The sequence below is a fragment of the Vibrio sp. 10N.261.51.A4 genome (genome assembly GCF_041471945.1).
In the GTDB taxonomy this organism is placed as follows: Bacteria; Pseudomonadota; Gammaproteobacteria; order Enterobacterales; family Vibrionaceae; genus Vibrio; species Vibrio crassostreae_C.
Genome location: NZ_JBFRPJ010000002.1, coordinates 108,119 through 131,948 on the forward strand (window position 1 = coordinate 108,119; position 23,830 = coordinate 131,948).

Below are 23,830 nucleotides of genomic sequence, written 5' to 3' on the forward strand. Positions count from 1 at the left end.
TAATAATATGACTTATGGCCTATTAGCTCACCTAACACCAAACTCAATTCACCGGCTAATGACCGCACGCTCAATCACAGATTGAGGCACTGTCACGCCAAGCTCACGAGCAGCATCTAGGTTGACCACCAGCTGAGAGCTCTGCGCAGTTTTGACACTCAACTTCCCGGGCTTCTGTCCTTCCAGAATGGCTGCGACATAATCCGCGGTCTGAACCCCAACATCATAATAATCTAGACCTAAACCAGCAATCGCTCCCTTTCCGACATAAGATGTGGCGCCTGCGACGACTGGCGTATCTGCATGGTTAGCCGCTTTGATAAGACCCTCCATGCCGCTTGCAACCGTATTATCGGTCAAGGCATAGATAACATCGGACTTCTTAGCAATGGATTCTGCTTTTGCTTCGACATCGTCAACAGTCAGCGCTTTTTCGGTGTGAAGTGTATAACCGAAATCTCGAGTTGCCTTTCTCAATAACCCAACTAACGCAACGGCATTTGCTTCTGCTGGGTTGTAAACTACACCGATTGAATTAGCTTCAGGGAGCAGTTCTTTGATTAATGACACATGCTGAGTGATCGGAGATAAGTCAGAAAGCCCCGTGACATTACGCCCCGGCTTTTCTAATTGTTTAACGAGCCTAGCGCCGATAGGATCCGTAACCGCGGTAAACACGATAGGAATCGAGCGAGTCGCCGACACTAAGGCTTGTGAAGTCGGTGTCGCGATACCAACAAGTACATGTGGATTTTCACTGACGAGCTCTCTGGCAATCTTGGCTGCCTGAGCCGGGTTACCATTCGCCATTTCATAGGAGAATTCTAAGTTCTTACCGGGTTCATAACCATTGGCTCTCAATCCTTCAAGAAGCCCTAAACGTGTCGCATTCAGATCTGGATGGTCAACAACTTGTGAAACCGACACTTTGGCAACGTTTGCCATTGCATTGCCAGTCCATAGCAACATCAAGCAACTTAAAACCGCTGCCAATACCTTTCTTACAGAACTCATTATCGCTCCCTGAATCAAGCTCTACCCGTCATTACTCGCTCAAAGAGAACAACATCAAAATCACTATTGACATTATTACCAGTAACCATTGATAACTTGAAGTGATATTTAACAAAAATGCAACAAGGCTCGAGTTATGTGAGAAAGGTTATATTGACTTCGGAGGAAAGTAAGAAACCAAGTGAATAAGGACAGGTAAGCTAAACGGAAAGTAAGCGAGGTAACAAAAAGAGGAGCAAATCTGAGAACAAGCTATAGAAGATGAATAGTTGTTCTCAGACAAGAGGGAGAGCTGGGATTCTTTAGAACCAACGCTCCATTGAGGATTTATCTAACTGACGAAAGGCACGATTTAAAATGATTGCCAATTCTTTATAGCGAGGGCGCGGCTTCATAGGCTCTAACGCAAAACCCGTTTCAGTGATCTTTTCATGCAGTTCGCGGTACCACGATACTAGCGCCGGCGGAAGTTGTGTATTTGAGCGATTGCCCAACCACCACATACCTTGTAGCGGCAAGCTGATCGCAAACAAAGCCATAACCACAGCCTGTGGCATCGCTTGGTAATTATTAAAGACCATTTGTGTAAGAACACTGATAGCGGCAATCGCAGGCATCACTTTCACGCCAAAACGGGTCGCTTTAATAATGCGTTGTTCTGGGAAGATCGCGTTTAACTCTTTTCGGACGGGCCAGAGATCCATGTACTTTTGGCCATCTTTTAAACTACTAGCTAAACCAACTCTATTGCTCATATGAGTCTCCCATTAAAAAAAAGTTGAAATCATCAACTAAAAACACAAAAATTTGACGAAAAATAATATTCTTTCAAATTTTTTTGTTATATTTGCACAATATCGCTATTATTTGCAGACCTCAATCTCATTGTTGCCCTTATTTACAATTTAAGCAACTTTGAGAAGACTTCTGCAAGGAATGCACAAGCCTCTTTTTGATAAAGAGCGCTTTCACTTTATACGGAAATTAACGTTTTTTTGACCAAGGTTAGTACGCAAGCCTATGTGCTTCGACTATTCTTGAGATTAATTTTCATCCTTAACTGATTTCGATCAGAAAAATAAACAGGTAGTCATTAATGTCTAAGCTAGTTTTAGTTTTAAACTGTGGTAGTTCTTCTCTTAAATTCGCTGTTGTTGATGCAGAAACAGGTGCAGAGCACCTAACTGGTCTTGCTGAGTGTCTAGGTCTTCCAGAAGCTCGTATGAAGTGGAAACTTGATGGCAAGCATGAAGCACAACTAGGCGCGGGCGCAGCTCACGTAGAAGCACTATCTTTCATGGTAGAAACTATTCTTGCTTCTAAGCCTGAGCTTAAAGCTAACCTTGGCGCTATCGGTCACCGTATCGTACACGGTGGCGAGCAGTTCACTTCTTCTGCACTTATCACTGATGAAGTTCTTAAGGGTATTCAAGACGCTGCGACTTTCGCACCTCTTCACAACCCTGCTCACCTTATCGGTATCGAAGCGGCTCAACAGAACTTCCCTGGTCTACAAAACGTTGCTGTTTTTGACACTGCGTTCCACCAAACAATGCCTTCTGAGTCTTACCTATACGCTCTACCGTACAACCTGTACAAAGAGCACGGCATCCGTCGTTACGGCATGCACGGTACTTCTCACCTATTCATCACTCGTGAAGTTGCAGGCCTACTAAACAAGCCAGTTGAAGAAGTTAACATCATCAACTGTCACCTAGGTAACGGCGCTTCTGTATGTGCAATCAAGAACGGTAAATCTGTAGACACTTCTATGGGTCTTACTCCTCTTGAAGGTCTTGTAATGGGTACTCGTTGTGGTGACCTAGACCCTGCAATCATCTTCCACCTACACGACGCACTTGGTTACTCTGTTGAAGAAATCAACAACATGCTAACTAAAGAGTCTGGTCTTGCTGGTCTAACTGAAGTGACTTCTGACTGTCGTTTCGTTGAAGACAACTACGGTGAGAAAGAAGAAGCAACTCGTGCAATGGACGTGTTCTGTCACCGTCTAGCTAAGTACGTAGCTGGTTACACTGCAACTCTAGAAGGTCGTCTAGACGCAATCACTTTCACTGGCGGCATCGGCGAGAACTCAGGCCCAATCCGTGAAATGGTTCTTAACCGCCTAGGCATCTTCGGTATCGAAGTTGACGGTGAAGCTAACCTTAAAGCTCGTTTCGGCGGCGAAGGTACTATCACTACAGCTAACAGCCGTATCCCTGCAATGGTTATCTCTACTAACGAAGAGCTAGTAATTGCTGAAGACACTGCGAAACTAGCAGGTCTTTAATTGATTTTCCTGACTAGCTTCATTCGAAGCTAGTCAGTTTTTCATATCAAGAAAATGGGGCTCAACTTCTATTCCTACCCCAATTTAAATATCGGTGGGAATAGCAGTTGAGCTTTTTTTATTTCCAATAGTCAAAGGTGTTCGTCAATGTCACGTACTATTATGCTTATCCCTACAAGCGCTGGTGTTGGTCTTACTAGTGTTAGCATGGGTGTTCTTCGCGCTATGGAGCGTAAGGGCGTAAGTGTTTCTTTCTACAAGCCAATCGCTCAGCCTCGCAGCGGTGGTAACCAACCAGATCTAACGTCTACTATCATCAGCGCAAACAGCGACATTAAGATTGGTGAGCCAATCGCAATGACTAAAGCTGAAGCTTTGATCGGTAGCGAAAAAATGGACGAGCTTCTTGAGTCTGTTGTTGAGCAATACAACAAGATCAACAAAGACGCAGAAGTTACGCTAATCGAAGGTCTAGTACCTACTCGTAAGCACCCATTTGCTAACCAAGTGAACGCGGAAATCGCAAAAACACTTGGCGCGGAGATCGTATTCGTTGCGACTCCTGGTACTGACAACCCTACGCAGCTTAAAGAGCGTATAGAAGTAGCATGTTCTAACTTCGGCGGTACTAAGAACAAAAACATCAAAGGCGTAATCATCAACAAGCTTAACGCTCCTGTTGATGAGGCTGGCCGTACTCGCCCTGACCTATCTGAAATCTTTGATGATGCAGACAGCGCTCAGCAAGCGAACCTTGAAGTAATGCAAATCTTCAACTCTAGCCCTATCCGTGTTCTTGGCTGCGTGCCATGGAGCATCGATCTAATCGCAACTCGTGCGGTTGATATGGCTAAGCACCTTAACGCTGAAATCGTTAACGAAGGTGAAATCTCAACTCGTCGTATTAAGAGCATCACTTTCTGTGCACGTTCTCTACCGCACATGATTGAGCACTTCAAACCAGGCTCACTGCTAGTAACTTCTGCAGACCGTCCTGACGTTATCGTTGCTGCGGCTCTTGCTGCGAAAAACGGTGTTGAGATTGGCGCAATCCTGCTTACTGGCGGTTACGACATTCCAGAAAGCATTGCTAACCTTTGTGCACCAGCATTCGCTTCAGGTCTACCGATCTTCAAGGCTCAAGGTAACACTTGGCAGACATCTCTAAACCTACAGAGCTTCAACCTAGAAGTTCCTGCAGACGATAAAGAGCGTATCGAGTTCGTTAACGATCACGTTGCAAGCCACATTGATGGCCCTTGGATTGATTCTCTATCTGAAGGTACTCAAGGCATCCGTCGTCTAAGCCCACCAGCATTCCGTTACCAGCTAACTGAATTTGCTCGTAAAGCGGCTAAGCGCATCGTTCTTCCTGAAGGTGATGAGCCACGTACAGTTAAAGCTGCGGCTATCTGTGCTGAGCGCGGTATCGCAACGTGTGTACTTCTAGGTAACCCTGAAGAAATCCGTCGCGTTGCAGCGCAGCAAGGTGTTGAGCTTGGCGCTGGCGTTGAGATCATCGATTCTGCATCAGTTCGCGAAAACTACGTAGCTCGTCTAGTAGAACTTCGTGGCGCTAAAGGTATGACTGAAGTTGTTGCTCGTGAGAAGCTAGAAGATTCAGTATTCCTAGGTACTATGATGCTTGAAGCTGGCGAAGTTGACGGCCTAGTTTCTGGTGCTGTTCACACAACGGCGAACACTATCGTTCCTCCGTTCCAGATCATCAAGACTGCTCCTGATGCTTCTATCGTATCTTCGATCTTCTTCATGCTTCTGCCTGATCAAGTTCTTGTATACGGTGACTGTGCGATCAACCCAGATCCAACAGCTGAACAGCTTGCTGAAATCGCTATCCAATCTGCAGATTCTGCTGCGGCATTCGGTATCGACCCACGCGTTGCTATGATCTCTTACTCTACTGGTGAATCTGGTAAGGGTGCAGACGTAGATAAAGTACGTGAAGCAACGAAACTTGCTCAAGAGAAGCGTCCTGATCTAGTGATCGACGGTCCTCTACAGTACGATGCAGCAATCATGGAAAACGTAGCCGCTTCTAAAGCGCCTAACTCTCCAGTTGCAGGTAAAGCGACAGTATTCGTATTCCCAGACTTAAACACGGGTAACACGACTTACAAAGCTGTACAGCGTTCAGCAGATCTAGTATCTATCGGTCCAATGCTTCAAGGTATGCGCAAGCCAGTAAATGACTTGTCTCGTGGCGCTCTAGTAGACGATATCGTTTACACAGTAGCTCTAACGGCTATCCAAGCAGACCAAGCTGCGCAAGCTGAAGAAAAAGTAGTTAACTAATTTTCTTTTTCAGAAAGCAAAAACCCTAGATGTTTATCTAGGGTTTTTTTACGCCTGAAGAAAAGCGGATTAATTAATGATTCTAACCACGTCCGTGAGGCGAATCTAAATCCAGATCAGGCCCTTTAGGCACCACTTGAGTCGGGTTGATGCCCGTATGGCTGTAATAGTAGTGGCGCTTGATGTGGTAGAAATCCGTCGTCTCTTTAATACCCTCTATTTGATAGAGCTCTTTTAGATAACCTTGGATATGTTTGTAATCCGCAATTCGTTGCTTGTTACACTTGAAGTGACCCACATACACAGCATCGAATCGAACCAAGGTCGTGAACAACCGCCAATCCGCTTCAGTAATCTGCTCTCCCGCTAAATAACGTTTCTCACTAAGATGCGCATCCACTTTATCTAACGCTTCAAATAACGCTTCATACGCCTCTTCGTAGGCTTCTTGTGTTGTCGCAAAGCCGGTTCGGTATACGCCGTTGTTGATGTTTGGGTAGATATAATCATTCCACTCATCAATCTTCTTGGACAACTCCCACGGGTAGTAATCATCGGTGTTACCCGTTAGCTCGTTAAACTCTGAGTTAAACATGCGAATGATTTCAGACGACTCGTTACTCACAATGGTGTTGGTTTTCTTATCCCACAGCACAGGTACCGTTACTCTACCCGAGTAGTCAGGCTTGGCTTGAGTGTAGATTTGGTGCATGCGGGTATGGCCAAATAGAGGTTCAGGTAACCCCATTTGCCAACCTTCACTCATCATGTCTGGGCAAACAACCGTCACGTCAATGTGATCGGTTAGGTCTTTCAGCTCACGGAAGATAAGGGTTCGGTGCGCCCAAGGGCAAGCCAATGATACGTATAAGTGATAACGGCCGCTTTCAGGCTCAAACTGCGCGCCCGGTTTGTTCTCTATCCAGTGACGAAAGCCCGCATCTTCACGAACAAACTTACCACCGCTTTCTTTGGTGTCGTACCACACATCGTGCCAAACACCTTCAACTAACTTACCCATATCCAAACCTCTGTCATCGAAACTTTTCTCTAGTATAAAAAAAGCCAACTTTTTCAAAACTAGAAGAAGTTGGCTTAGTTGTTCGAATATTTTGATGAAGCTTGTTGAGCGAACCAATAAGCCTAAGACAAAAAAAGCGCGACTCTAATAACTAGTCGCGCTTAAGCCTGTCACAGGCTGAACCGTTTTAAATAGGCTCTAGACTTGTACGTGCAAGCAAGATACTGCGTGAACGTCATCGCCTTGAATCGTTGGCTTAGTTTGCGCACACGCCTCTGTTGCTTGTGGGCAACGAGTACGGAACACACAACCTGATGGCGGATTGATTGGCGATGGGAGATCACCTTCCAACATCTGAATGGTTTTGCTGCGCTCTAAGCGTGGGTCTGGAATTGGAACTGCAGACATCAACGCTTTGGTGTATGGGTGCTTAGGATCAGAGAACAATGCATCTGATTCGCCAAGTTCTACCGCATTACCTAGGTACATCACCAATACGCGATCAGAGATGTGTTTAACAACCGACAAATCGTGCGCGATGAATACCAAAGACAAACCTAGCTCTTTTTGTAGCTCCTTCAGAAGGTTAACTACTTGAGCTTGGATAGATACATCCAGTGCAGAAACAGGTTCATCACAGATGATCATCTTAGGTTTCAAGATAAGCGCACGTGCAATACCAATACGCTGACACTGACCACCAGAGAATTCATGAGGGTAACGGTTGATTACGTTGGGTAGTAGACCAACCTTTGCCATCATCTCTTTAACTCTGTCCTTCACTTCTTGTTTAGAAAGTTCAGGGAAGAAAGTCTCTAGAGGCTCAGCAATAATATCGCCTACTGACATACGTGGGTTAAGCGATGCTAGCGGGTCTTGGAAGATCATCTGAATCTCTTTACGAGTCTCACGACGCTTCACTTCCTGCATCTTAGTTAGGTCTTGACCTAACCACATCACTTGACCTTCAGTCGCTTCAACCAAGCCGATAATCGCACGGGCAAAAGTCGACTTACCACAACCAGACTCACCTACTACACCCAGAGTCTCTCCTTCGTAAAGGTGAACATCAACACCATCAACCGCTTTAAGGTTTGATGGTTTTGCCCAAGGCCAAGCAGACTTAGCTGCAATGCTAAAGTGAACTTTCAGGTCTTTAATATCTAATAGTAATTCTTTACTCATTTTGTCCAAGTCTCCCAATCTGAAAAACAAGCACGCTGACGGTCTTTAGCAAATGGCTGCAAAATCGGTGCTTCTTGCTTACAACGGTCCATTACACGGTGACAACGGTCTTGGTAAGGACAACCTGTTGGTAGGCGAAGTAAGTTAGGTGGGTTACCTGGAATCGTCGGTAGAATTTCACCTTCGGTATCCAAACGAGGAATCGCTTTAAGCAGGCCTTCCGCATATGGGTGGCTTGGCTCGTAGAAGATTTCATCAACCGTGCCGTACTCCATTGTACGACCCGCGTACATCACAAGTACTTTGTCACATGAGCCAGCAACAACACCCAAGTCATGGGTGATCATGATGATTGCCGTATTGAACTCATCTTTAAGTTCGTTCAGCAATTCCATGATTTGCGCTTGAATGGTTACATCCAGTGCCGTTGTTGGTTCATCAGCGATAAGTAATTTAGGACGACACAGCAGTGCCATTGCGATCATCACACGCTGACGCATACCGCCAGAAAATTCGTGTGGGTACATGGTGATACGCTTACGTGCTTCAGGGATTTTAACCGCTTCAAGCATGCGTACTGATTCTTCAAACGCCTCTGCTTTACCCATGCCTTTGTGCAGCATAAGTACTTCCATCAACTGATCACTTACTTTCATGTAAGGGTTCAGTGACGTCATTGGATCTTGGAAGATCATTGCGATCTGTTCAGCACGAACCTTGTTCAGCGCTTTTTCAGGCAGGTTGAGGATTTCATTGCCTTCAAACTTTGCACTGCCTGAGATGATGCCGTTCTTAGCCAGCAGCCCCATCAGTGCAAATACCGTTTGTGATTTACCTGAACCCGACTCACCAACAATACCCAGCGTTTCGCCTTGGTTAAGTGAGAAGTTCAAGTCGTTTACTGCGGTTACGATACCATCTTGTGTGGTAAATTCGACGCGCAGATCTTTGACATCTAATAAGCTCATTATTGCTTCCTTAATCTTTTATAGCTTTTAATTGCTATTTCGTTATCTGTCTTTTGGATCAAGCGCGTCGCGCAGACCATCACCTACGTAGTTAAAGCAGAACAGCGTAACTACCATGAATGCCGCAGGGAATGTCAATTGCCAGATTGCAACTTCCATTGTTTGCGAACCTTCTTGAAGCAATGCGCCCCAGCTTGTCATAGGCTCTTGAACACCAAGACCAAGGAAAGATAAGAATGATTCTGTAAGGATCATGCTTGGAATAAGCAACGTAGAGTAAACCGCTACGATACCCAGTACGTTCGGTACGATGTGACGTGTAATGATCTTCCATTTGCTTACACCACATACGTGTGCAGCTTCAATGAACTCTTTACTACGTAGGCTCAACGTTTGACCACGTACAATACGCGCCATATCTAGCCAAGCAATCGCACCAATAGCAACGAAGATTAGGACGATGTTACGACCAAAGAACGTTACCAGTACGATTACTAGGAACATGAATGGCACTGCGTACAAGATCTCTAGGATACGCATCATCACTCGGTCAGTACGACCGCCGATGAAGCCTGAAGCTGCACCGTAAAGCGTACCAATCAGTACCGCTACGAAGGCACCCATCACACCAACCATCAATGAGATGCGGCCACCGACAAGAGTACGAACGTACAAATCACGACCTAAGCTATCGGTACCAAACCAGTGATCCGCATTCGGACCAACGTGCATTGCGTACCAGTCAGTATCATCATAAGTGTACTGAGCCAGCATTGGTAAGAAGATAACTGCCAGTACCATAAGCGTAAGAATGAACAGACTCACCATCGCAGCTTTGTTTCGCATGAAACGAATGCGCGCGTCCTGCCACAAACTACGACCTTCAATCTCTAAGCTCTCAGAGAACTTTTCGATCGCTTCTAAATTTTCTTTTTTCTTCAACATAACCATGCGTCCCTGTTAGTAGCGAATTTTCGGGTCAATAAGCGCTAGCAAAATATCAACGATTGCGTTGAACAAGATGAATAGGAAACCAATCAAGATGGTTACACCCATTACTAGCGAGTAGTCACGGTTAAACGCGGCGTTAACAAACAGCTTACCGATACCTGGTAGGCCGAAGATGGTTTCAACAACAACTGAACCTGTGATGATACCTACGAACGCAGGTCCCATGTAAGAAACAACAGGTAGCATTGCTGGCTTAAGTGCATGTTTTAGAATGATATAACGGTAGCTTAGACCTTTTGCACGCGCAGTTCGGATAAAGTTACTGTTTAGCGTTTCAATCATGCTACCGCGAGTAATACGAGCAAAGGTTGCTACGTAAAGAAGAGACATCGCGATAACAGGCAGCACGATGTACATGAATGTACCGCCATGCCAACCACCTGCTGGGAATATGTTCCAGTGCAGGGAGAAAAGGTAAATAAGCGCCGGTGCCAACACGAAAGATGGCATTACCACCCCGAGCATGGCGGTCGACATTATGGTGTAGTCGACCCAGGTGTTGTGCTTCAAGGCAGCAATCGTCCCGACAGTGACCCCCATCAATAGTGTGAAGATAAAGGCAACGAAACCTACCTTCGCAGATACTGGAAGTGCAACCGCGATCAGCTCATTTACTGTGTAATCTTGGTACTTAAACGAGGGGCCGAAGTCACCTTGTAAGATATTTGTCAAATACGTGGTGTATTGTTCAAATACTGGTTTATCTAAGCCGTATTTAGCTTCGATGTTAGCCATAACTTCTGGCGGTAATGGACGTTCGCTTGAAAACGGGTTACCCGGTGCGAAACGCATGAGAAAGAAAGATATAGTGATCAACACCAACATGGTTGGAATCGCTTCAAATATCCGTTTCATAATGAATTTAAGCATAAACTCACTCTTTCAGTCTGTGACAATTAAAATTAGAAAGACGCTACATGCGCGCCCTGCGCATGTAGTGCCTGTATCGTTATAGTTATATTAACTTTTTAGAATCGAAGCTTATTATTGAGCTTTGATGTATAGGTCTTTCGAGAAGATCTTGTCTTCCGCGTTGTTGATTGGGAAACCACCAACATGCGGGTTAAGTAGACGAGATTTAACGTATTGGTAGATAGGAGCGATTGGCATGTCGTTTGCCATTAGCGCCTCAGCTTCTAGGTAAAGTGCTTTACGCTCTTCTTCTGAAGTTGAGTTAAGTGCTTTATCGATGATCTGGTCGTAAGCCGCGCTGTCGTAGTGAACACCACCGGTAGTGTTGTTACTCTTCATTAGCGTTAGGAACGAAGACGCTTCATTGTAGTCACCACACCAACCAGCACGTGCTACTTCGAAGTCACCAGAATCTTTAGAAGATAGGTACGTTTTCCACTCTTGGTTCTCAAGTGTTACAGAAAGACCCAGTGTTTTCTTCCACATAGAACCTAGCGCTACAGCAATCTTCTTGTGGTTCTCTGAAGTGTTGTAAAGCAGGTTGAATTTAAGTGGGTTGTCTTTACCGTAACCCGCCTCTGCAAGAAGACGCTCTGCTTCTGCGTTACGCTCTTTTTGAGACATCTTACCGTAAGCAGGTAGCTCAGGGTTGAAGCCAGCAGTGATTTCAGGCGTTAGGAAGTAAGCAGGTTTTTGACCTTGCGCTAGGATTGCACCTGTTACGATATCACGGTCGATCGCGTAAGAGATTGCTTGACGAACACGAACATCATCAAATGGTGCTTTCTTCGTATTGAAGATGTAGTAGTAAGTACATAGGTTACCCGCTACAGATACATCTTCTGCGTACTCTTTTTGAAGACGCTTGAAGTGCTCAGTTGGAAGTTCGTTTGTGAAATCGATTTCACCAGATAGGAAACGGTTCATTTCCGCTACTTGGTTTTCGATTGGTAGGAACGTTACTTTGTTAAGAACTGTTTTATCGTTGTCCCAGTACTGTTCGTTACGCTTGAGTACTAGACGCTCGTTAACAACCCATTTATCAACAGAGAATGCACCGTTGCCAACAAAGTGCTCTGGCTTAGTCCACTGGTCACCGTATTTTTCAACAGTTGCCTGGTGTACTGGCTTCATTGTTGTGTGGCCCATCATCATTACGAAGTATGGTACCGCTGTTTCTAATTCAACAACTAGAGTGTTTGCATCCACTGCTTTAACGCCTAGTTCACTCTTGTCTTTCTTACCCGCTACGATATCTTTCGCATTCGCCATCTTGGTGTATTCCATGTACCAAGCGTATGGAGAAGCCGTTGCAGGATCAACTGCACGTTGCCAGCTGTATACAAAATCTTGAGCTGTTACAGGATCGCCGTTAGACCATTTTGCGTCTTTGCGTAGGTGGAAAGTGAATGTTTTGTTGTCTGTCGTTTCCCAGCTTTCCGCAACACCAGGGATAGTGTTGCCGTCGCCGTCTTGGTTCACTAGACCTTCTAGAAGATCACGAATTACGTGAGATTCTGGTACACCTTGAGATTTGTGTGGGTCGATAGTTGCAACTTCAGTACCGTTACCGCGAACAAGTTCCTGAACTTTTGCCAGTTCTGTGCCTGCTGGAACTTCAGCAGCGATAGAAAGAGTAGAAGAGGCAGCCACTGCCAAACCAGCACCTAGAAGAAGGGCCTGAGTGATTTTATTCTTGTACATTTAATAAACTCCAAGTTTTATGTATTGCATCCATGACTTCTTTGCTTGGTTCACTGAACGGCAGTGATTTAGATTTATTTAGCTCAAAATTTAAGCATAAAAATCTAAAACCTTACAAAGATTGAGGCACACACTATCAACCATTGAAGTAATTTGCCACAAACAAGTCGCAAAAAATCGGATAATTCTCCGAAATACTTAAGGTATCGGTGTAAATATCTAAAAAACCCCAAATCAGTAGTGACTTGCGTAGAGGGATTAATTAAAAAACAGCCTTTAGTGTTGATGTATCTGTGTTGATACTTTTTTTTAGCATCTTATGCTAGAACACTGAGCGCAAATTAACATTAATGCCACATGAAATCTAATTGCACATCACATATCACCTAAACCGTCTACACTATTTGTGAGGATAATCACTTTATACAAGACAGCATAATGCTCTGCACCAAACCGGGTTATCCAATGCACCAATTAAGACAAAATTACGCGCTGAATTTATATGCAACCACAATGAATTATCATTTGTCAAATCAATGATTATCTATAAATAGATTTATAGCAGGTACAAAAAAACCGACCTAAGTGGTCGGTTTTTGACTGTCTCATATACAAATGAGTAAATGCTGAAGCAACATCACTTTAAGAGAAATTACTTCTCCCAGCGTTCCGCTGCTTTCGTGTCTGAATCACGAGAATCAACCCAACGCGTCGTTTCGGTCGTGCGTTCCTTTTTCCAAAAGGGAGCCTTGGTTTTCAGGAAGTCCATAACGAATTCACAGGCTTCAAATGCAGCACCACGGTGTGCACTGGATACACCAACGTAAACAATCTGGTCGCCGATATCTAAGTCACCTACACGGTGGATAACACGCATCTTCTGAATAGGCCAGCGAGCCTCAGCTTGGTCACAGATCTCGCTCAGTGATTTTTCTGTCATACCCGGATAGTGCTCCAGAGACAAACCAATCACATTGTCGCCAAGGTTCATGTCGCGAACTTTACCAACGAACGTCACAATCGCTCCGGCAGCTGTACCTTGAGCCAAGTAGTCGTATTCGTCGCCTACCGAGAAGTCCTCAGCTGTCACTAATACTCTTGGATCCATGCTTAGCCTCCAGTCACTGGTGGGAAGAAAGCCACTTCGTCGCCGTCTTTCACTTCAGCTGTCAGAGGTACGATTGATTGGTTAAGTGCAGCCAGAAGCTTCCCCTCTTCCAATGCGATATCCCATTTGCCTTCTTGTGTCACAAGATGACTACGAATCGCTTCAATCGTCTTAAATTGTGCATCAACTTCAACACTGTCCACACCAACAAGTTCACGAGTTTGAGCAAAGAAAAGTACTGTAATCATGACTCCACCTTAAAGTGACCAGATTTACCACCTGTCTTCTCTAGCAGGCGCACGTTTTCGATAACAATGTCTTTCTGAACAGCTTTACACATATCGTAAATCGTTAACGCAGCCACAGAAGCAGCCGTTAGCGCTTCCATCTCTACGCCCGTCTTACCCGCAAGCTTACAAACAGATTCGATGCGAACCTTGTTTTCAGACTCGATAGCTTCAAGCTGCACTTCTACTTTAGTTAATAGCAGAGGGTGACACAGGGGAATCAGATCCCACGTCTTCTTCGCCGCTTGAATACCCGCAATACGTGCCGTTGCGAAAACATCACCTTTATGGTGGCTACCAGAGACAATCAGCTCTAGCGTTTCTGCCGACATTTGAACGAAGGCTTCCGCTCTCGCTTCACGTACTGTTTCCGCTTTAGCCGATACATCGACCATGTTTGCTTCGCCAGACGCGTTAATGTGTGTAAATTGGCTCATACTCAAACCGCCTTATACAGAAAGGTGTGGCATGAAGTTACAAGGACGGTGGCTAGCATCCATCTGTTGCTTGATGATCTTAGTCCAACCGGTGCGGCAAGCGCCTGTAGAACCTGGCATCGCAAAGATAACCGTGTGGTTAGCAAAACCCGCAATCGCACGAGATTGAATTGTCGAAGTACCGATCTCTTCGTAAGATACTTGACGGAATAGCTCACCAAAGCCTTCTACTTCTTTGTCGAACAGTGGCTTAAGCGCTTCAGGCGTGCTGTCACGAGAAGTGAAACCAGTACCACCCGTGATCATGATAGCTTGTACGCTTTCATCAGCGATCCATTTAGATACGATCGCACGGATCTTGTACATGTCATCAATAACGATTTGCTTATCAACCACGTTGTGACCCGCTTCTTTAGCATGCTCTGCTAGGTAACCGCCTGAAGTGTCGTTTTCTTCTGTACGAGTATCTGAAACCGTTAGTACTGCGATGTTTGCTGCTTGGAATTTGCTTTCTGCGTGACCCATTTGTTCACCTATATAAATTTTTCATTAGACTGATTCGCCCAGCCTGAAGAAGCTGAGCGATAAAATGCTTTAGAGTGTGTAGCGGGTTAACCGCCGATTGACGCCAAGTTTGGAGTCATGCCGCTGTTGCCATCGTGTAAGAAGTGGCTAACGGACTTGGTTTGAAGCTGAGCCTGAATTCGATCAATGAGTTCTTGCTCTTGTTGATCTTCTTGAATCAGATCTCTCAGTTCAACACCATGGTCGCCAAACAGACATAAGTGAAGTTTACCGGTCGCAGAAACGCGCAGTCGGTTACAACTCTCACAAAAGTCTTTCTCGTAAGGCATGATCAAACCGATTTCACCCTTGTAGTCTGGGTGGACAAACACTTGCGCCGGGCCATCGTTAACGGCTTTGACTTTTAACAGCCAACCATTAGCAATAAGCTGGTTGCGAATCGCAACGCCAGACACATGATGTTTATCGAACAACTCGTCCATCTCGCCGGTTTTCATCAGCTCGATAAAACGTAATTGAATAGGTTTGTCTTTGATCCAATTAAGGAAGGCTGGTAATTCCTGACTATTGAGGTCTTTCATTAATACGACGTTGACTTTGACTTGTTCAAAGCCAACCTCAAACGCTTTATCAATGCCTCGCATAACCTCAGTAAACTTATTCTCACCAGTGATCTGATGGAACATGCGCGAATCTAAACTATCCACGCTCACGTTTATATGGGTTAAACCAGCATCACGCCATTGCCCTACTTGTTTCTCCATGCGGTAGCCATTCGTTGTGGTGGCTACTTTTTCGATGCCTGGAGTAGAAGCAACGGTATGTATGATTTCAGGAAAGTCTTTACGCAGACTCGGCTCTCCGCCTGTAATGCGGATCTTTGAGGTACCACAATCTGCAAACGCTTTAACAACGCGTTTGATCTCGGGAACACTTAAAAAAGACGAGTTTTTTTGCCCTGACGGTTTGTAACCATCTGGCAAGCAGTAAGTACATTTAAAGTTACAGACGTCTGTAACCGACAAGCGCAAGTAATAAAACTTGCGATGGAATCTATCTTCGAATTGTTGCGCCACGGAACACCTTTCCAAACACGGGAGGCATAATCATTTCCAATTAAGCCCTTGTGACAACATGTCACTGGCTCTTGATGCGTATCGGTACAGCAAATACCACTGTGCGACTTAGCATGCGAGAGCTCGGAGTTATGGCAACTGAGCGTTATATTCACACGCGCAGTAGCTGAGTAATAAAATACTTAATATTTGTACGTGAATCTAGCTCTGATGGTAAAAAACGGGTCACATCGGCAAAAAAAACGTATCAAACGCTCAAAATAACTCTTGTTGAGTATATAGCGAGAAGCATTTAACCTAAATTATAGTTGGTAATAACCTAACAAGAACAATAAATGAATATTTACTCTTCAAAGAAAGTCGTAGCAATCGGCGGTGGCCATGGCTTAGGTCGCATGTTAGCTGCATTAAAAGACTTTGGTAACAACGCAACTGGCATTGTTGCAACGACAGATAACGGCGGTTCCACCGGACGTATTAGAGATTGCCAAGGTGGCATCGCATGGGGAGATACACGCAACTGTATCAACCAATTAATCACAGAGCCTTCAATCAGTTCGATGATGTTCGAATACCGCTTTCGTGGTCAAGGTGAGCTAGACGGTCATAACTTGGGTAACCTAATGCTGACGGCGTTAGACAACCTTTCCGTTCGCCCATTGGAAGCAATTAACCTGATTCGAAATATGCTCAAGGTCGATGTCAATATCGTGCCGATGACTGAGCATCCTTCAGACCTCACGGCTCTATCAATGGACGGCCGCTGGGTTACCGGCGAAACCAACGTTGATGACATGACGGAAAAGCTGCGCATGATGGACTTGTCTCCAGAAGTGCCAGCAACCAAAGAAGCCGTTGCTGCCGTTGAGCAAGCAGACTGCATTGTCCTTGGCCCTGGAAGCTTTTTAACCAGTGTGATGCCCCCTCTTCTCCTTCCAGAGATTGGCAAAGCAATCTCTGAGAACACCAAGGCAAAAGTTATCTTCGTTGAAAACCTTTCACCAGAGCACGGTCCCGCAGGGAAAATGACGCTTCAAGAGCAATTGGAGTGGTGTGAACGTACCTGTAAGGCAAGGAAAATAGACATCGTGTTAGGCAATGAACCTCACCCGGAACTAGAAGTGCAATGGAATTGTGTGACCACAGATCTTGCATCGGCAAACCGAGATTGGCGACACGACCGTGTGAAGCTTCAACAAGCCATTGAAGCCCAGTTGGCGTAGCCATAGGTTCAAGCGACAAACAACAAAAAAGGAGCATGCTGCTCCTTTTTTAATCTCAGTAATAACTCGCTGTTTTAAAGGTCCGTCATCAACTGCTGATATTCAGTGTACGTCGATAACAGGAGGTCTTGCATATCTTGAAAATCAATCTCGGTTACAGGCAACGCTTGCTTCACTTTTGCGTCTAAGCTAATCGCAAAACTACACAAAGAATCCGCACCAAAGCTTGCTGCGCTGCTCTTAAGCGCATGACTGATATCAGCCAAGTACTTAGAGGTATCCGACTCTTTATTTATCTCTAGGTGTTCGTAGTAGCCTTTCAACTCACCTAAAAAGATTTCCAGTAAAACCGGGACATTCTCTTGGCCTATTTCGCCGGCAAGCTCATCAACTTTTTGCTGATTTAATACTTTCGTCATTATTATTTTCTTATTGTTTGTTGATTACTGCTTCGCATTCCACGTTTGCAACTTACGGTATATCGTCGATGGACTGACATCTAAGAAACCTGCCGCACGAGGGATGTTGCCATCACACGCTTTAATGGCCTGCTCGATAGCCGTTTTCTCAGTGATCCACAATGGGAAAATATCTTTTACCGTGATGTCTTCATTCTGCTTCTCTTTCAATCGCAGACTGTTTTCAATCGGTTGGTTCAACGGTGGTGGAAGCATGTTGAGAGTAATCTCTTTGCCGTTATTCAAAACCACCACGTTCCGCAACACGTTTTGTAGCTGACGAACGTTACCCGGCCACTCATATTGATTAAAGCGATCAAGTACTTCCTGAGCAAAACGTACAAACGCCTTCCCCTCCTCGACCGACATATAGCCTAGCAGAGAATATGCGATCTCGATGACATCTTCACCACGCTCACGCAATGGCGGCAAGTGCAATGGAATCACGTATAAACGATAGTATAAATCTTCTCTAAAGCGACCTTCTTGTACTTCTTTCCAAGGGTCACGGTTGGTCGCACACACAAAACGAACGTCGACACTCTTCATCTTCGAAGAGCCGACTTTTTGGAAAGTACCGGTTTGGATAAAGCGCAGCAGCTTGGTTTGCAGCTCTAAGTCCATTTCGCACAGTTCATCAAGGAACAGTGTTCCACCATCAGCAAGCTCAGCAGCACCTTGGCGATCGGTCGCAGCACCGGTAAAGGCACCTTTAACGTGGCCAAACAGCTCACTTTCAATCAGGTCTTTAGGGATAGCGGCACAGTTAATCGCGATGAACGGCTTATCGCCACGCTTACTCGCCGCATGAATGGCTTCTGCACATACCTCTTTACCGGTACCACTTTCACCAGTAATGAAAATGCTCGCCTTACTCGATGCAGCAGAATCGATAGTTCGGTAAACCTGCTGCATGGTTTGGCTGCTGCCGATAAAACCTTGGTAGTTCTGGTTTCCCGGGTGTTCCGAGCTATTTTTAAGTTTGGTGGCTTTGCGGATCGCATTATTCACCGTAATACGGAGTCGGTCGGCTTCACACGGTTTGATAAGGAAATCTTGAGAGCCATGACGCATCGCTTCTACAGCGGTATCGATAGAGCCGTGAGCCGTCATGAAGATAACTGGAACTTCAGGGTATTTTTGTTTTACAGCAAATAGTACGTCCATACCCGTCATATCAGGCAGACGTAGATCTAATAAAATAAGGTCTGGGATTCGATGATTCAAACTCTCGATTGCATCGCGGCCAGTGCCGACAATGTTGATATCAATTTCGAGCGGTGTAAGATACGAGCGATATAAAGCTGCTACCGAAGCGGTATCCTCTACCATCAACAAATACTTCGATTTGTTATCTAGCGTTTTTGATTGCATATCCTAGCCATTTATAATTTACATTTCTTATTATAGTCGCATTCCGCTTTGCATTATGCAAATATTAGCCACAGTATTTGTAGTGTGTTTTTTTACTTGCTTCAAACAATCAATGTTTTATCTATCTGGCACGAACGATGCAACGGTATAAATGACCTTCGGGTCACCTAGCCAACTGACGTTGTTAGTGGACCGATTGTTCACAAACGTAAGCCAGTAGAACATTTACTACTGGCTGTTTTTTTGTCTGAAACACTCTCAATTCTTGTGTTGAGGGGGATCAATTCTCGAGCGAAAAGTGAGATTAGCTGTTGGTAATAAACTGCTTTCTTAACTGATCAATTTCATCACGCTTCTGTGCGGCCAATTCAAATTCCAGATTCTGAGCATGCTGATACATCGCAGATTCTAGCTTGCTGATCTCTTTATCAAGCTGTTGCGGCGTAAGTACGGCATAACTTTCAGAAGGCTCTGCCACCTTAGATAGTGGAACTTGTTTCGATTGGCGCTGCTGCTTCGACTTGGTTAGATCACCCAGTTCCATAATGTCTTTGATATTGCGTTTCAACGCTTGCGGAGTGATGCCTTGCTCTTCGTTGTAGGCTTGCTGTTTCTCGCGACGACGATCGGTTTCATCAATCGCTTTTCTCATCGACTTAGTAATCGAATCACCATAAAGGATTGCTCGACCTTCCAAGTTACGAGCAGCACGACCAATGGTTTGAATCAGAGAACGCTCAGAACGCAAGAAGCCCTCTTTATCTGCATCAAGAATCGCCACCAGCGACACTTCAGGCATATCCAAACCTTCACGAAGTAAGTTAATGCCCACTAACACATCGAACTTGCCCAAACGTAGGTCTCGGATGATCTCTACACGCTCAACGGTATCGATATCCGAGTGCAAGTAACGCACTTTAACGCCGTGCTCACTTAGGTATTCGGTTAAGTCTTCTGCCATTCTCTTGGTCAACGTGGTAACCAAAACACGCTCTTCTTTCACTGAACGGATTCTGATTTCAGACAGCAAGTCATCCACCTGCGTCGCGACAGGTCTTACTTCGATGATTGGGTCTAACAGACCAGTAGGACGTACCACTTGATCAGCAATCTCGCCATCTGATTTTTCAATCTCGTAATTACCTGGTGTTGCCGACACAAAAATCGTTTGTGGGGCTATAGACTCAAATTCTTCAAACTTCATTGGACGGTTATCCAATGCAGAAGGCAGTCTAAAACCAAACTCGACCAAGGTTTCTTTACGAGAACGGTCACCTTTATACATCGCACCAATTTGCGGCACAGTCACGTGTGACTCATCGATGATCAGCAAACCATCATCAGGCAGGTAGTCAAATAACGTTGGCGGCGCTTCCCCTTCCGCACGGCCGCTCAAGTATCGTGAATAGTTTTCGATACCGGAACAGAAGCCAAGCTCAGTCATCATCTCAATATCAAACTGAGTTCTTTGAGAGATACGCTGCTCTTCCAAAAGCTTATTGTTGTCTTTTAAGTATTGAGCACGATCGCGCAGTTCGTCCTTGATGTTCTCAATCGCCTCAAGGATTTTTTCTCTTGGCGTTACATAGTGAGTTTTTGGATAAACCGTAAAGCGCGGCAAGTCTCTTTGTTTCACCGCACCAGTCAGAGGATCAAAAATACTAATGCAGTCCACTTCGTCATCGAACATCTCAATTCGAACCGCATCTTGGTCAGATTCAGCCGGAAAGATATCAATCACCTCACCACGAACACGGAACTGACCACGTTCAAAGGCGACATCGTTTCTTGAATATTGCAGCTCAGCCAATCGACGCAGGATGTCTCGCTGATCCATCACCTCGCCACGACTCAAATGAAGCATCATCTTCAAATAAGACTTAGGATCACCCAGACCGTAGATAGCCGACACAGAAGCCACAATGATGGCGTCTTTTCGTTCTAATAAGGCTTTGGTTGCCGAAAGCCTCATTTGTTCGATATGAGCGTTCACAGACGCATCTTTCTCGATGAACGTGTCCGTGGTTGGAACGTAGGCTTCAGGTTGGTAGTAATCGTAGTAAGAAACGAAATACTCAACGGCATTGTTTGGAAAGAAAGATTTCATCTCACCGTAAAGTTGAGCCGCCAATGTCTTGTTAGGCGCTAACAGAATCGCAGGTCTTTGAGATTGGGAAATGACGTTGGCAAGGGTAAAGGTTTTACCTGAGCCCGTTACCCCTAGTAGAGTTTGATGTGCCAAACCAGAATCTAATCCGTCTAGTAATTTGGTTATCGCTGTCGGCTGATCACCGGACGGGCTGTAGTCCGATACCAAGTCAAAGAGTTTACTCATAGGTCGCCATTTCCATACTGTTTTTTTAATCAGGTCATTGTCACTCTAGGAGGAGTGTCGTTGCAACAATTATCTAGAGAAATGCATCTTAAGATCAGAGATCAGTTATAGCTTTTATTTTTAGAACTTGGTATTATTCGTGCCCTGCAAAGTTTCCCCAGCTAAATTACTCGAATTTTAATCCACTACTTTTCCCCAAAAAACCTAAAAATACCGCTTGTTTTACTGTTCGTTTTATAATCTACAAAAGTTATACAATTGCGACATTTTGCTATAAATCCTTTAAATACATTACGTTAGATAAGGTTTTTACATTTTTCGATTTATCCCGATTATTGTTGTTAAAGTTTCACACACACACTTATCCACAATTTTGGTGGATAACTAAAGCAAAGCTAAATCCTATAAGGCGTTCAAGAAAGTAAAGTTTTTTATCTTACTTTTTTCTGATATTTTTTATTGACAGAAATCCGGACAATTATTAGAATTCGCGTCGCTAACAAGCAATTCCCCTTTAGTTCAGTTGGTAGAACGGCGGACTGTTAATCCGTATGTCGCAAGTTCAAGTCTTGCAAGGGGAGCCAAATTTAAAGAAGCCGCATCATTCGATGCGGCTTTTTGCGTTTTAGTCGAAACAAAAGCCCTACAGGCACAGCTTTGATTAACTCACATCCATAAAAAAACGCCTCACAAGGAGGCGTTTGGGCTTAGTGACTAAACTGAGCTTTATTCTAGATTAGACGTCGTTTAGCGGTTATGCTTCTGCTGTAACAACATTTGTCTGAGTCTCTTTACCGGCTTGGTCTTGATCAAATCCTTCATGCAGGTGGTAGTAGCGCTTATAAACAAGAGCACTTACCGTCATTAGAATCGCTGGTAAACCTACCATCATAAACTGCAGTCCCATGATAGTGCTGTCAGACTGTTCCACGTTTGGTACATAACCCACCACAGACAAGCCCATACCAACAATAAAACCACCAGCCGCGCCTGCAAACTTAACAAGCATCGTTTGAACAGAGAAGATAACACTCTCACTGCGACGACCCGTTTTGTGTTCACCGTAATCAACAACATCGGCAAGCATTACAGTTTGCAGTGCGTTAGCGATACCCACACCAAACTTGATAGCAGCACCTGCGATACCGATTAGAATCGCGTTACCTGGAGCGATAAAGCCCATGATAAGTAGAGTGGTACAAGACAGCACTGGGAAGCCACAAGCGATAACCCATAGGTGTTTGCGTGGTAACACTGATGCAATACGAGGGAACAAGAATACGCCTGCAACTTCAGCGATACCTGCCACCATCATATAAACGGGGAACAAGTCAGCGTTGCCTAAAGCGTAAGAGAAGTAGTAAATCGCAAAACCACCCACCAACAAGTTTGCTATTTGGAACGACAATACGGTACCAATAAGTGCTTTTAGTTGGTCATTCTTACCAATGATAACCATTACATCTTTAAAGCTGAAACGCTCAGCTGGTTTCGCATTTGCTGGTGCCGATTTTTCTTTTACGTTGCGAGCAATCAAGAATGCACTCATCACGAACAGCACAGCAATCAACATAGCAACGTTGAAGAAACCTTGTCCTTGGTCGCCGTCACCCAGTTTACCGACAATATGTAGCCCGTAAGTACCCGTAATAAACCACGCCAAGCTAGCAAATAATCGTGGCCAAACAACCAGCTTTTCACGTTCTTGACGAGAGCTCGATAGTGCAGGAATCAAAGACCAATATGGAATGTCCATAATAGTGTACGTAAGGCCCCACAGAATATAAGCAGCCGCTGCATAAATGTATAACGTAGTGCCTTCAAACATATGCGTACTAAAAAGACCAACAAGCACTACAGCATTTAACAGGGTTCCAATCACTATCCAAGGACGGAATTTACCAAACTTAGAGCGTGTGTTATCAACGATAACGCCCATCATTGGGTCGGTCACCGCGTCGACAATGCGCGCGGCCAAAAAGATAGTACCCACAAATGCCGCTGACAGCCCAGCAACATCGGTGAAGTAAAACATTAAGAAGATGTAGATTGGAGCACAGGCAAAGTCTTTACCTAAAGCCCCAAGTCCATACGATAATTTGGTTTGTAGAGTAATTTGATCAGACATAGTATTTCCTTCAGGCGCGTAACTTCATCTCCTAACAGACGTTGAAACGCTTACCTTTTATTTATAATAATTTATCCACTCAAGTTCTGTTTTAGAGCCACTCTGTGGTCGCTTCTTAAAACACTCAAGTATCAAGTCCGATGCTAATGTAACCATTCCAACGAACAGATACTGTGATCAACAACCACTCCATGGAAACGTTTTCAGTCAAATATCCAAAGTGAGAGATCGAACAATAAAACCCTCGAATTGATAGAGAATATCGCTAATTAAAGTGCTCAAAACAGTTCATTGTGTGAAGTAACGCATGAGAACGATTACATAAGTACAGTATCACGCTGGGAATACCTACAGTTCTCCAATCTATACGGGCACATCAAATTGATTTGATAGTTCATGACGGCTTATTAAAGGCAATAAAAAACCGCGTAATTTCACCTACGCGGTTCATCAAATAT

General features: G+C 44.7%; 20 protein-coding genes, 1 tRNA gene and 1 riboswitch. Of the genes, 4 read left to right on the forward strand and 17 right to left on the reverse strand.

Annotation, left to right across the window (positions count from 1 at the left end; translation table 11 throughout):
• Positions 1-48 precede the first annotated feature (48 nt).
• A complete protein-coding gene (locus tag AB4384_RS01415; RefSeq protein ID WP_017062167.1) occupies positions 49-1,014 on the reverse strand; it encodes an ABC transporter substrate-binding protein in 966 nt (321 codons plus the stop codon).
• A 302-nt stretch (positions 1,015-1,316) separates the two neighbouring features.
• Positions 1,317-1,769: a terminus macrodomain insulation protein YfbV gene (gene yfbV, locus AB4384_RS01420; RefSeq protein ID WP_017062168.1), complete on the reverse strand. Its 453-nt coding sequence runs from the start codon at positions 1,767-1,769 to the stop codon at positions 1,317-1,319.
• 341 nt (positions 1,770-2,110) lie between these two features.
• Here yfbV and AB4384_RS01425 point away from each other — a divergent pair, with 341 nt between their 5' ends.
• Complete coding sequence (locus AB4384_RS01425; protein ID WP_017062169.1) at positions 2,111-3,307, forward strand: acetate kinase; 1,197 nt, start codon at positions 2,111-2,113, stop codon at positions 3,305-3,307.
• A 147-nt stretch (positions 3,308-3,454) separates the two neighbouring features.
• A complete protein-coding gene (gene pta, locus AB4384_RS01430) occupies positions 3,455-5,620 on the forward strand; it encodes a phosphate acetyltransferase (protein ID WP_017062170.1) in 2,166 nt (721 codons plus the stop codon).
• Positions 5,621-5,702: 82 nt separating this feature from the next.
• Here pta and AB4384_RS01435 read toward each other — a convergent pair whose 3' ends face one another.
• The 11 genes from AB4384_RS01435 to moaA form a co-directional block, all read right to left on the reverse strand.
• Positions 5,703-6,641, reverse strand: a complete 939-nt coding sequence (locus AB4384_RS01435; protein WP_102321139.1) for a glutathione S-transferase family protein — start codon at positions 6,639-6,641, stop codon at positions 5,703-5,705.
• A 198-nt stretch (positions 6,642-6,839) separates the two neighbouring features.
• Positions 6,840-7,826 (reverse strand): murein tripeptide/oligopeptide ABC transporter ATP binding protein OppF, encoded by a 987-nt coding sequence (oppF, locus tag AB4384_RS01440; protein ID WP_017062172.1) that lies wholly within the window; start codon positions 7,824-7,826, stop codon positions 6,840-6,842.
• Positions 7,823-8,794, reverse strand: a complete 972-nt coding sequence (locus tag AB4384_RS01445; protein ID WP_012603544.1) for an ABC transporter ATP-binding protein — start codon at positions 8,792-8,794, stop codon at positions 7,823-7,825. Before AB4384_RS01445 ends, oppF begins: the two co-directional genes overlap by 4 nt.
• A gap of 42 nt (positions 8,795-8,836) precedes the next feature.
• Positions 8,837-9,739 (reverse strand): oligopeptide ABC transporter permease OppC, encoded by a 903-nt coding sequence (gene oppC / locus AB4384_RS01450; protein WP_017062173.1) that lies wholly within the window; start codon positions 9,737-9,739, stop codon positions 8,837-8,839.
• Between the two features lie 15 nt (positions 9,740-9,754).
• Entirely contained in the window at positions 9,755-10,675 is a 921-nt protein-coding gene (oppB, locus tag AB4384_RS01455) for an oligopeptide ABC transporter permease OppB (RefSeq protein ID WP_017062174.1), read from the reverse strand.
• A 114-nt stretch (positions 10,676-10,789) separates the two neighbouring features.
• Positions 10,790-12,421, reverse strand: a complete 1,632-nt coding sequence (locus AB4384_RS01460; protein ID WP_372128746.1) for an ABC transporter substrate-binding protein — start codon at positions 12,419-12,421, stop codon at positions 10,790-10,792.
• Positions 12,422-13,073: 652 nt separating this feature from the next.
• Positions 13,074-13,529 carry a molybdopterin synthase catalytic subunit MoaE gene (moaE, locus tag AB4384_RS01465; protein WP_017062176.1) on the reverse strand — a complete coding sequence of 152 codons (456 nt, stop codon included), beginning with the start codon at positions 13,527-13,529 and terminating at the stop codon, positions 13,074-13,076.
• A 2-nt stretch (positions 13,530-13,531) separates the two neighbouring features.
• Positions 13,532-13,777 carry a molybdopterin synthase sulfur carrier subunit gene (gene moaD / locus AB4384_RS01470; protein WP_017063465.1) on the reverse strand — a complete coding sequence of 82 codons (246 nt, stop codon included), beginning with the start codon at positions 13,775-13,777 and terminating at the stop codon, positions 13,532-13,534.
• Complete coding sequence (gene moaC, locus AB4384_RS01475; protein WP_004734026.1) at positions 13,774-14,253, reverse strand: cyclic pyranopterin monophosphate synthase MoaC; 480 nt, start codon at positions 14,251-14,253, stop codon at positions 13,774-13,776. The genes moaD and moaC overlap by 4 nt, the downstream gene beginning before the upstream one ends.
• Before the next feature lie 12 nt (positions 14,254-14,265).
• Positions 14,266-14,778, reverse strand: coding sequence for a molybdenum cofactor biosynthesis protein B (gene moaB / locus AB4384_RS01480; RefSeq protein WP_004734027.1), 513 nt, complete (start codon positions 14,776-14,778; stop codon positions 14,266-14,268).
• Positions 14,779-14,864: 86 nt separating this feature from the next.
• Positions 14,865-15,854 (reverse strand): GTP 3',8-cyclase MoaA, encoded by a 990-nt coding sequence (gene moaA / locus AB4384_RS01485; protein ID WP_009848642.1) that lies wholly within the window; start codon positions 15,852-15,854, stop codon positions 14,865-14,867.
• A riboswitch (molybdenum cofactor riboswitch) is annotated at positions 15,843-15,995 on the reverse strand. It overlaps the preceding gene by 12 nt.
• A 194-nt stretch (positions 15,996-16,189) precedes the next feature.
• On the opposite strand from moaA, the gene AB4384_RS01490 reads away from it, so the two are divergent.
• Positions 16,190-17,077 (forward strand): YvcK family protein, encoded by an 888-nt coding sequence (locus AB4384_RS01490; RefSeq protein WP_017062178.1) that lies wholly within the window; start codon positions 16,190-16,192, stop codon positions 17,075-17,077.
• Between the two features lie 74 nt (positions 17,078-17,151).
• On the opposite strand, the gene luxU is transcribed toward AB4384_RS01490, so the two are convergent.
• The 3 genes from luxU to uvrB all read right to left on the reverse strand — a co-directional run bounded on the left by luxU (position 17,152) and on the right by uvrB (position 21,244).
• Entirely contained in the window at positions 17,152-17,496 is a 345-nt protein-coding gene (gene luxU / locus AB4384_RS01495) for a quorum-sensing phosphorelay protein LuxU (RefSeq protein WP_017062179.1), read from the reverse strand.
• A 24-nt stretch (positions 17,497-17,520) separates the two neighbouring features.
• Positions 17,521-18,909, reverse strand: a complete 1,389-nt coding sequence (gene luxO / locus AB4384_RS01500; RefSeq protein WP_004734031.1) for a quorum-sensing sigma-54 dependent transcriptional regulator LuxO — start codon at positions 18,907-18,909, stop codon at positions 17,521-17,523.
• Positions 18,910-19,213: 304 nt separating this feature from the next.
• Positions 19,214-21,244 (reverse strand): excinuclease ABC subunit UvrB, encoded by a 2,031-nt coding sequence (uvrB, locus tag AB4384_RS01505; RefSeq protein ID WP_017066592.1) that lies wholly within the window; start codon positions 21,242-21,244, stop codon positions 19,214-19,216.
• A 508-nt stretch (positions 21,245-21,752) separates the two neighbouring features.
• Between uvrB and AB4384_RS01510 the strand changes: the two genes are divergently transcribed.
• Positions 21,753-21,828: transfer RNA gene (locus AB4384_RS01510), tRNA-Asn, on the forward strand.
• A 170-nt stretch (positions 21,829-21,998) separates the two neighbouring features.
• On the opposite strand, the gene melB is transcribed toward AB4384_RS01510, so the two are convergent.
• Positions 21,999-23,372 (reverse strand): melibiose:sodium transporter MelB, encoded by a 1,374-nt coding sequence (melB, locus tag AB4384_RS01515; protein WP_102394332.1) that lies wholly within the window; start codon positions 23,370-23,372, stop codon positions 21,999-22,001.
• Positions 23,373-23,830: the final 458 nt, after the last annotated feature.

Coding starts and splice junctions, on each gene's coding strand:
- AB4384_RS01415 (WP_017062167.1), bottom strand. CDS start 1,014: ATGAGTTCTGTAAGAAAGGTATTGGCAGCGGTTTTAAGTTGCTTGATG.
- yfbV (WP_017062168.1), bottom strand. CDS start 1,769: ATGAGCAATAGAGTTGGTTTAGCTAGTAGTTTAAAAGATGGCCAAAAG.
- AB4384_RS01425 (WP_017062169.1), top strand. CDS start 2,111: ATGTCTAAGCTAGTTTTAGTTTTAAACTGTGGTAGTTCTTCTCTTAAA.
- pta (WP_017062170.1), top strand. CDS start 3,455: ATGTCACGTACTATTATGCTTATCCCTACAAGCGCTGGTGTTGGTCTT.
- AB4384_RS01435 (WP_102321139.1), bottom strand. CDS start 6,641: ATGGGTAAGTTAGTTGAAGGTGTTTGGCACGATGTGTGGTACGACACC.
- oppF (WP_017062172.1), bottom strand. CDS start 7,826: ATGAGTAAAGAATTACTATTAGATATTAAAGACCTGAAAGTTCACTTT.
- AB4384_RS01445 (WP_012603544.1), bottom strand. CDS start 8,794: ATGAGCTTATTAGATGTCAAAGATCTGCGCGTCGAATTTACCACACAA.
- oppC (WP_017062173.1), bottom strand. CDS start 9,739: ATGTTGAAGAAAAAAGAAAATTTAGAAGCGATCGAAAAGTTCTCTGAG.
- oppB (WP_017062174.1), bottom strand. CDS start 10,675: ATGCTTAAATTCATTATGAAACGGATATTTGAAGCGATTCCAACCATG.
- AB4384_RS01460 (WP_372128746.1), bottom strand. CDS start 12,421: ATGTACAAGAATAAAATCACTCAGGCCCTTCTTCTAGGTGCTGGTTTG.
- moaE (WP_017062176.1), bottom strand. CDS start 13,529: ATGGATCCAAGAGTATTAGTGACAGCTGAGGACTTCTCGGTAGGCGAC.
- moaD (WP_017063465.1), bottom strand. CDS start 13,777: ATGATTACAGTACTTTTCTTTGCTCAAACTCGTGAACTTGTTGGTGTG.
- moaC (WP_004734026.1), bottom strand. CDS start 14,253: ATGAGCCAATTTACACACATTAACGCGTCTGGCGAAGCAAACATGGTC.
- moaB (WP_004734027.1), bottom strand. CDS start 14,778: ATGGGTCACGCAGAAAGCAAATTCCAAGCAGCAAACATCGCAGTACTA.
- AB4384_RS01490 (WP_017062178.1), top strand. CDS start 16,190: ATGAATATTTACTCTTCAAAGAAAGTCGTAGCAATCGGCGGTGGCCAT.
- luxU (WP_017062179.1), bottom strand. CDS start 17,496: ATGACGAAAGTATTAAATCAGCAAAAAGTTGATGAGCTTGCCGGCGAA.
- luxO (WP_004734031.1), bottom strand. CDS start 18,909: ATGCAATCAAAAACGCTAGATAACAAATCGAAGTATTTGTTGATGGTA.
- uvrB (WP_017066592.1), bottom strand. CDS start 21,244: ATGAGTAAACTCTTTGACTTGGTATCGGACTACAGCCCGTCCGGTGAT.
- melB (WP_102394332.1), bottom strand. CDS start 23,372: ATGTCTGATCAAATTACTCTACAAACCAAATTATCGTATGGACTTGGG.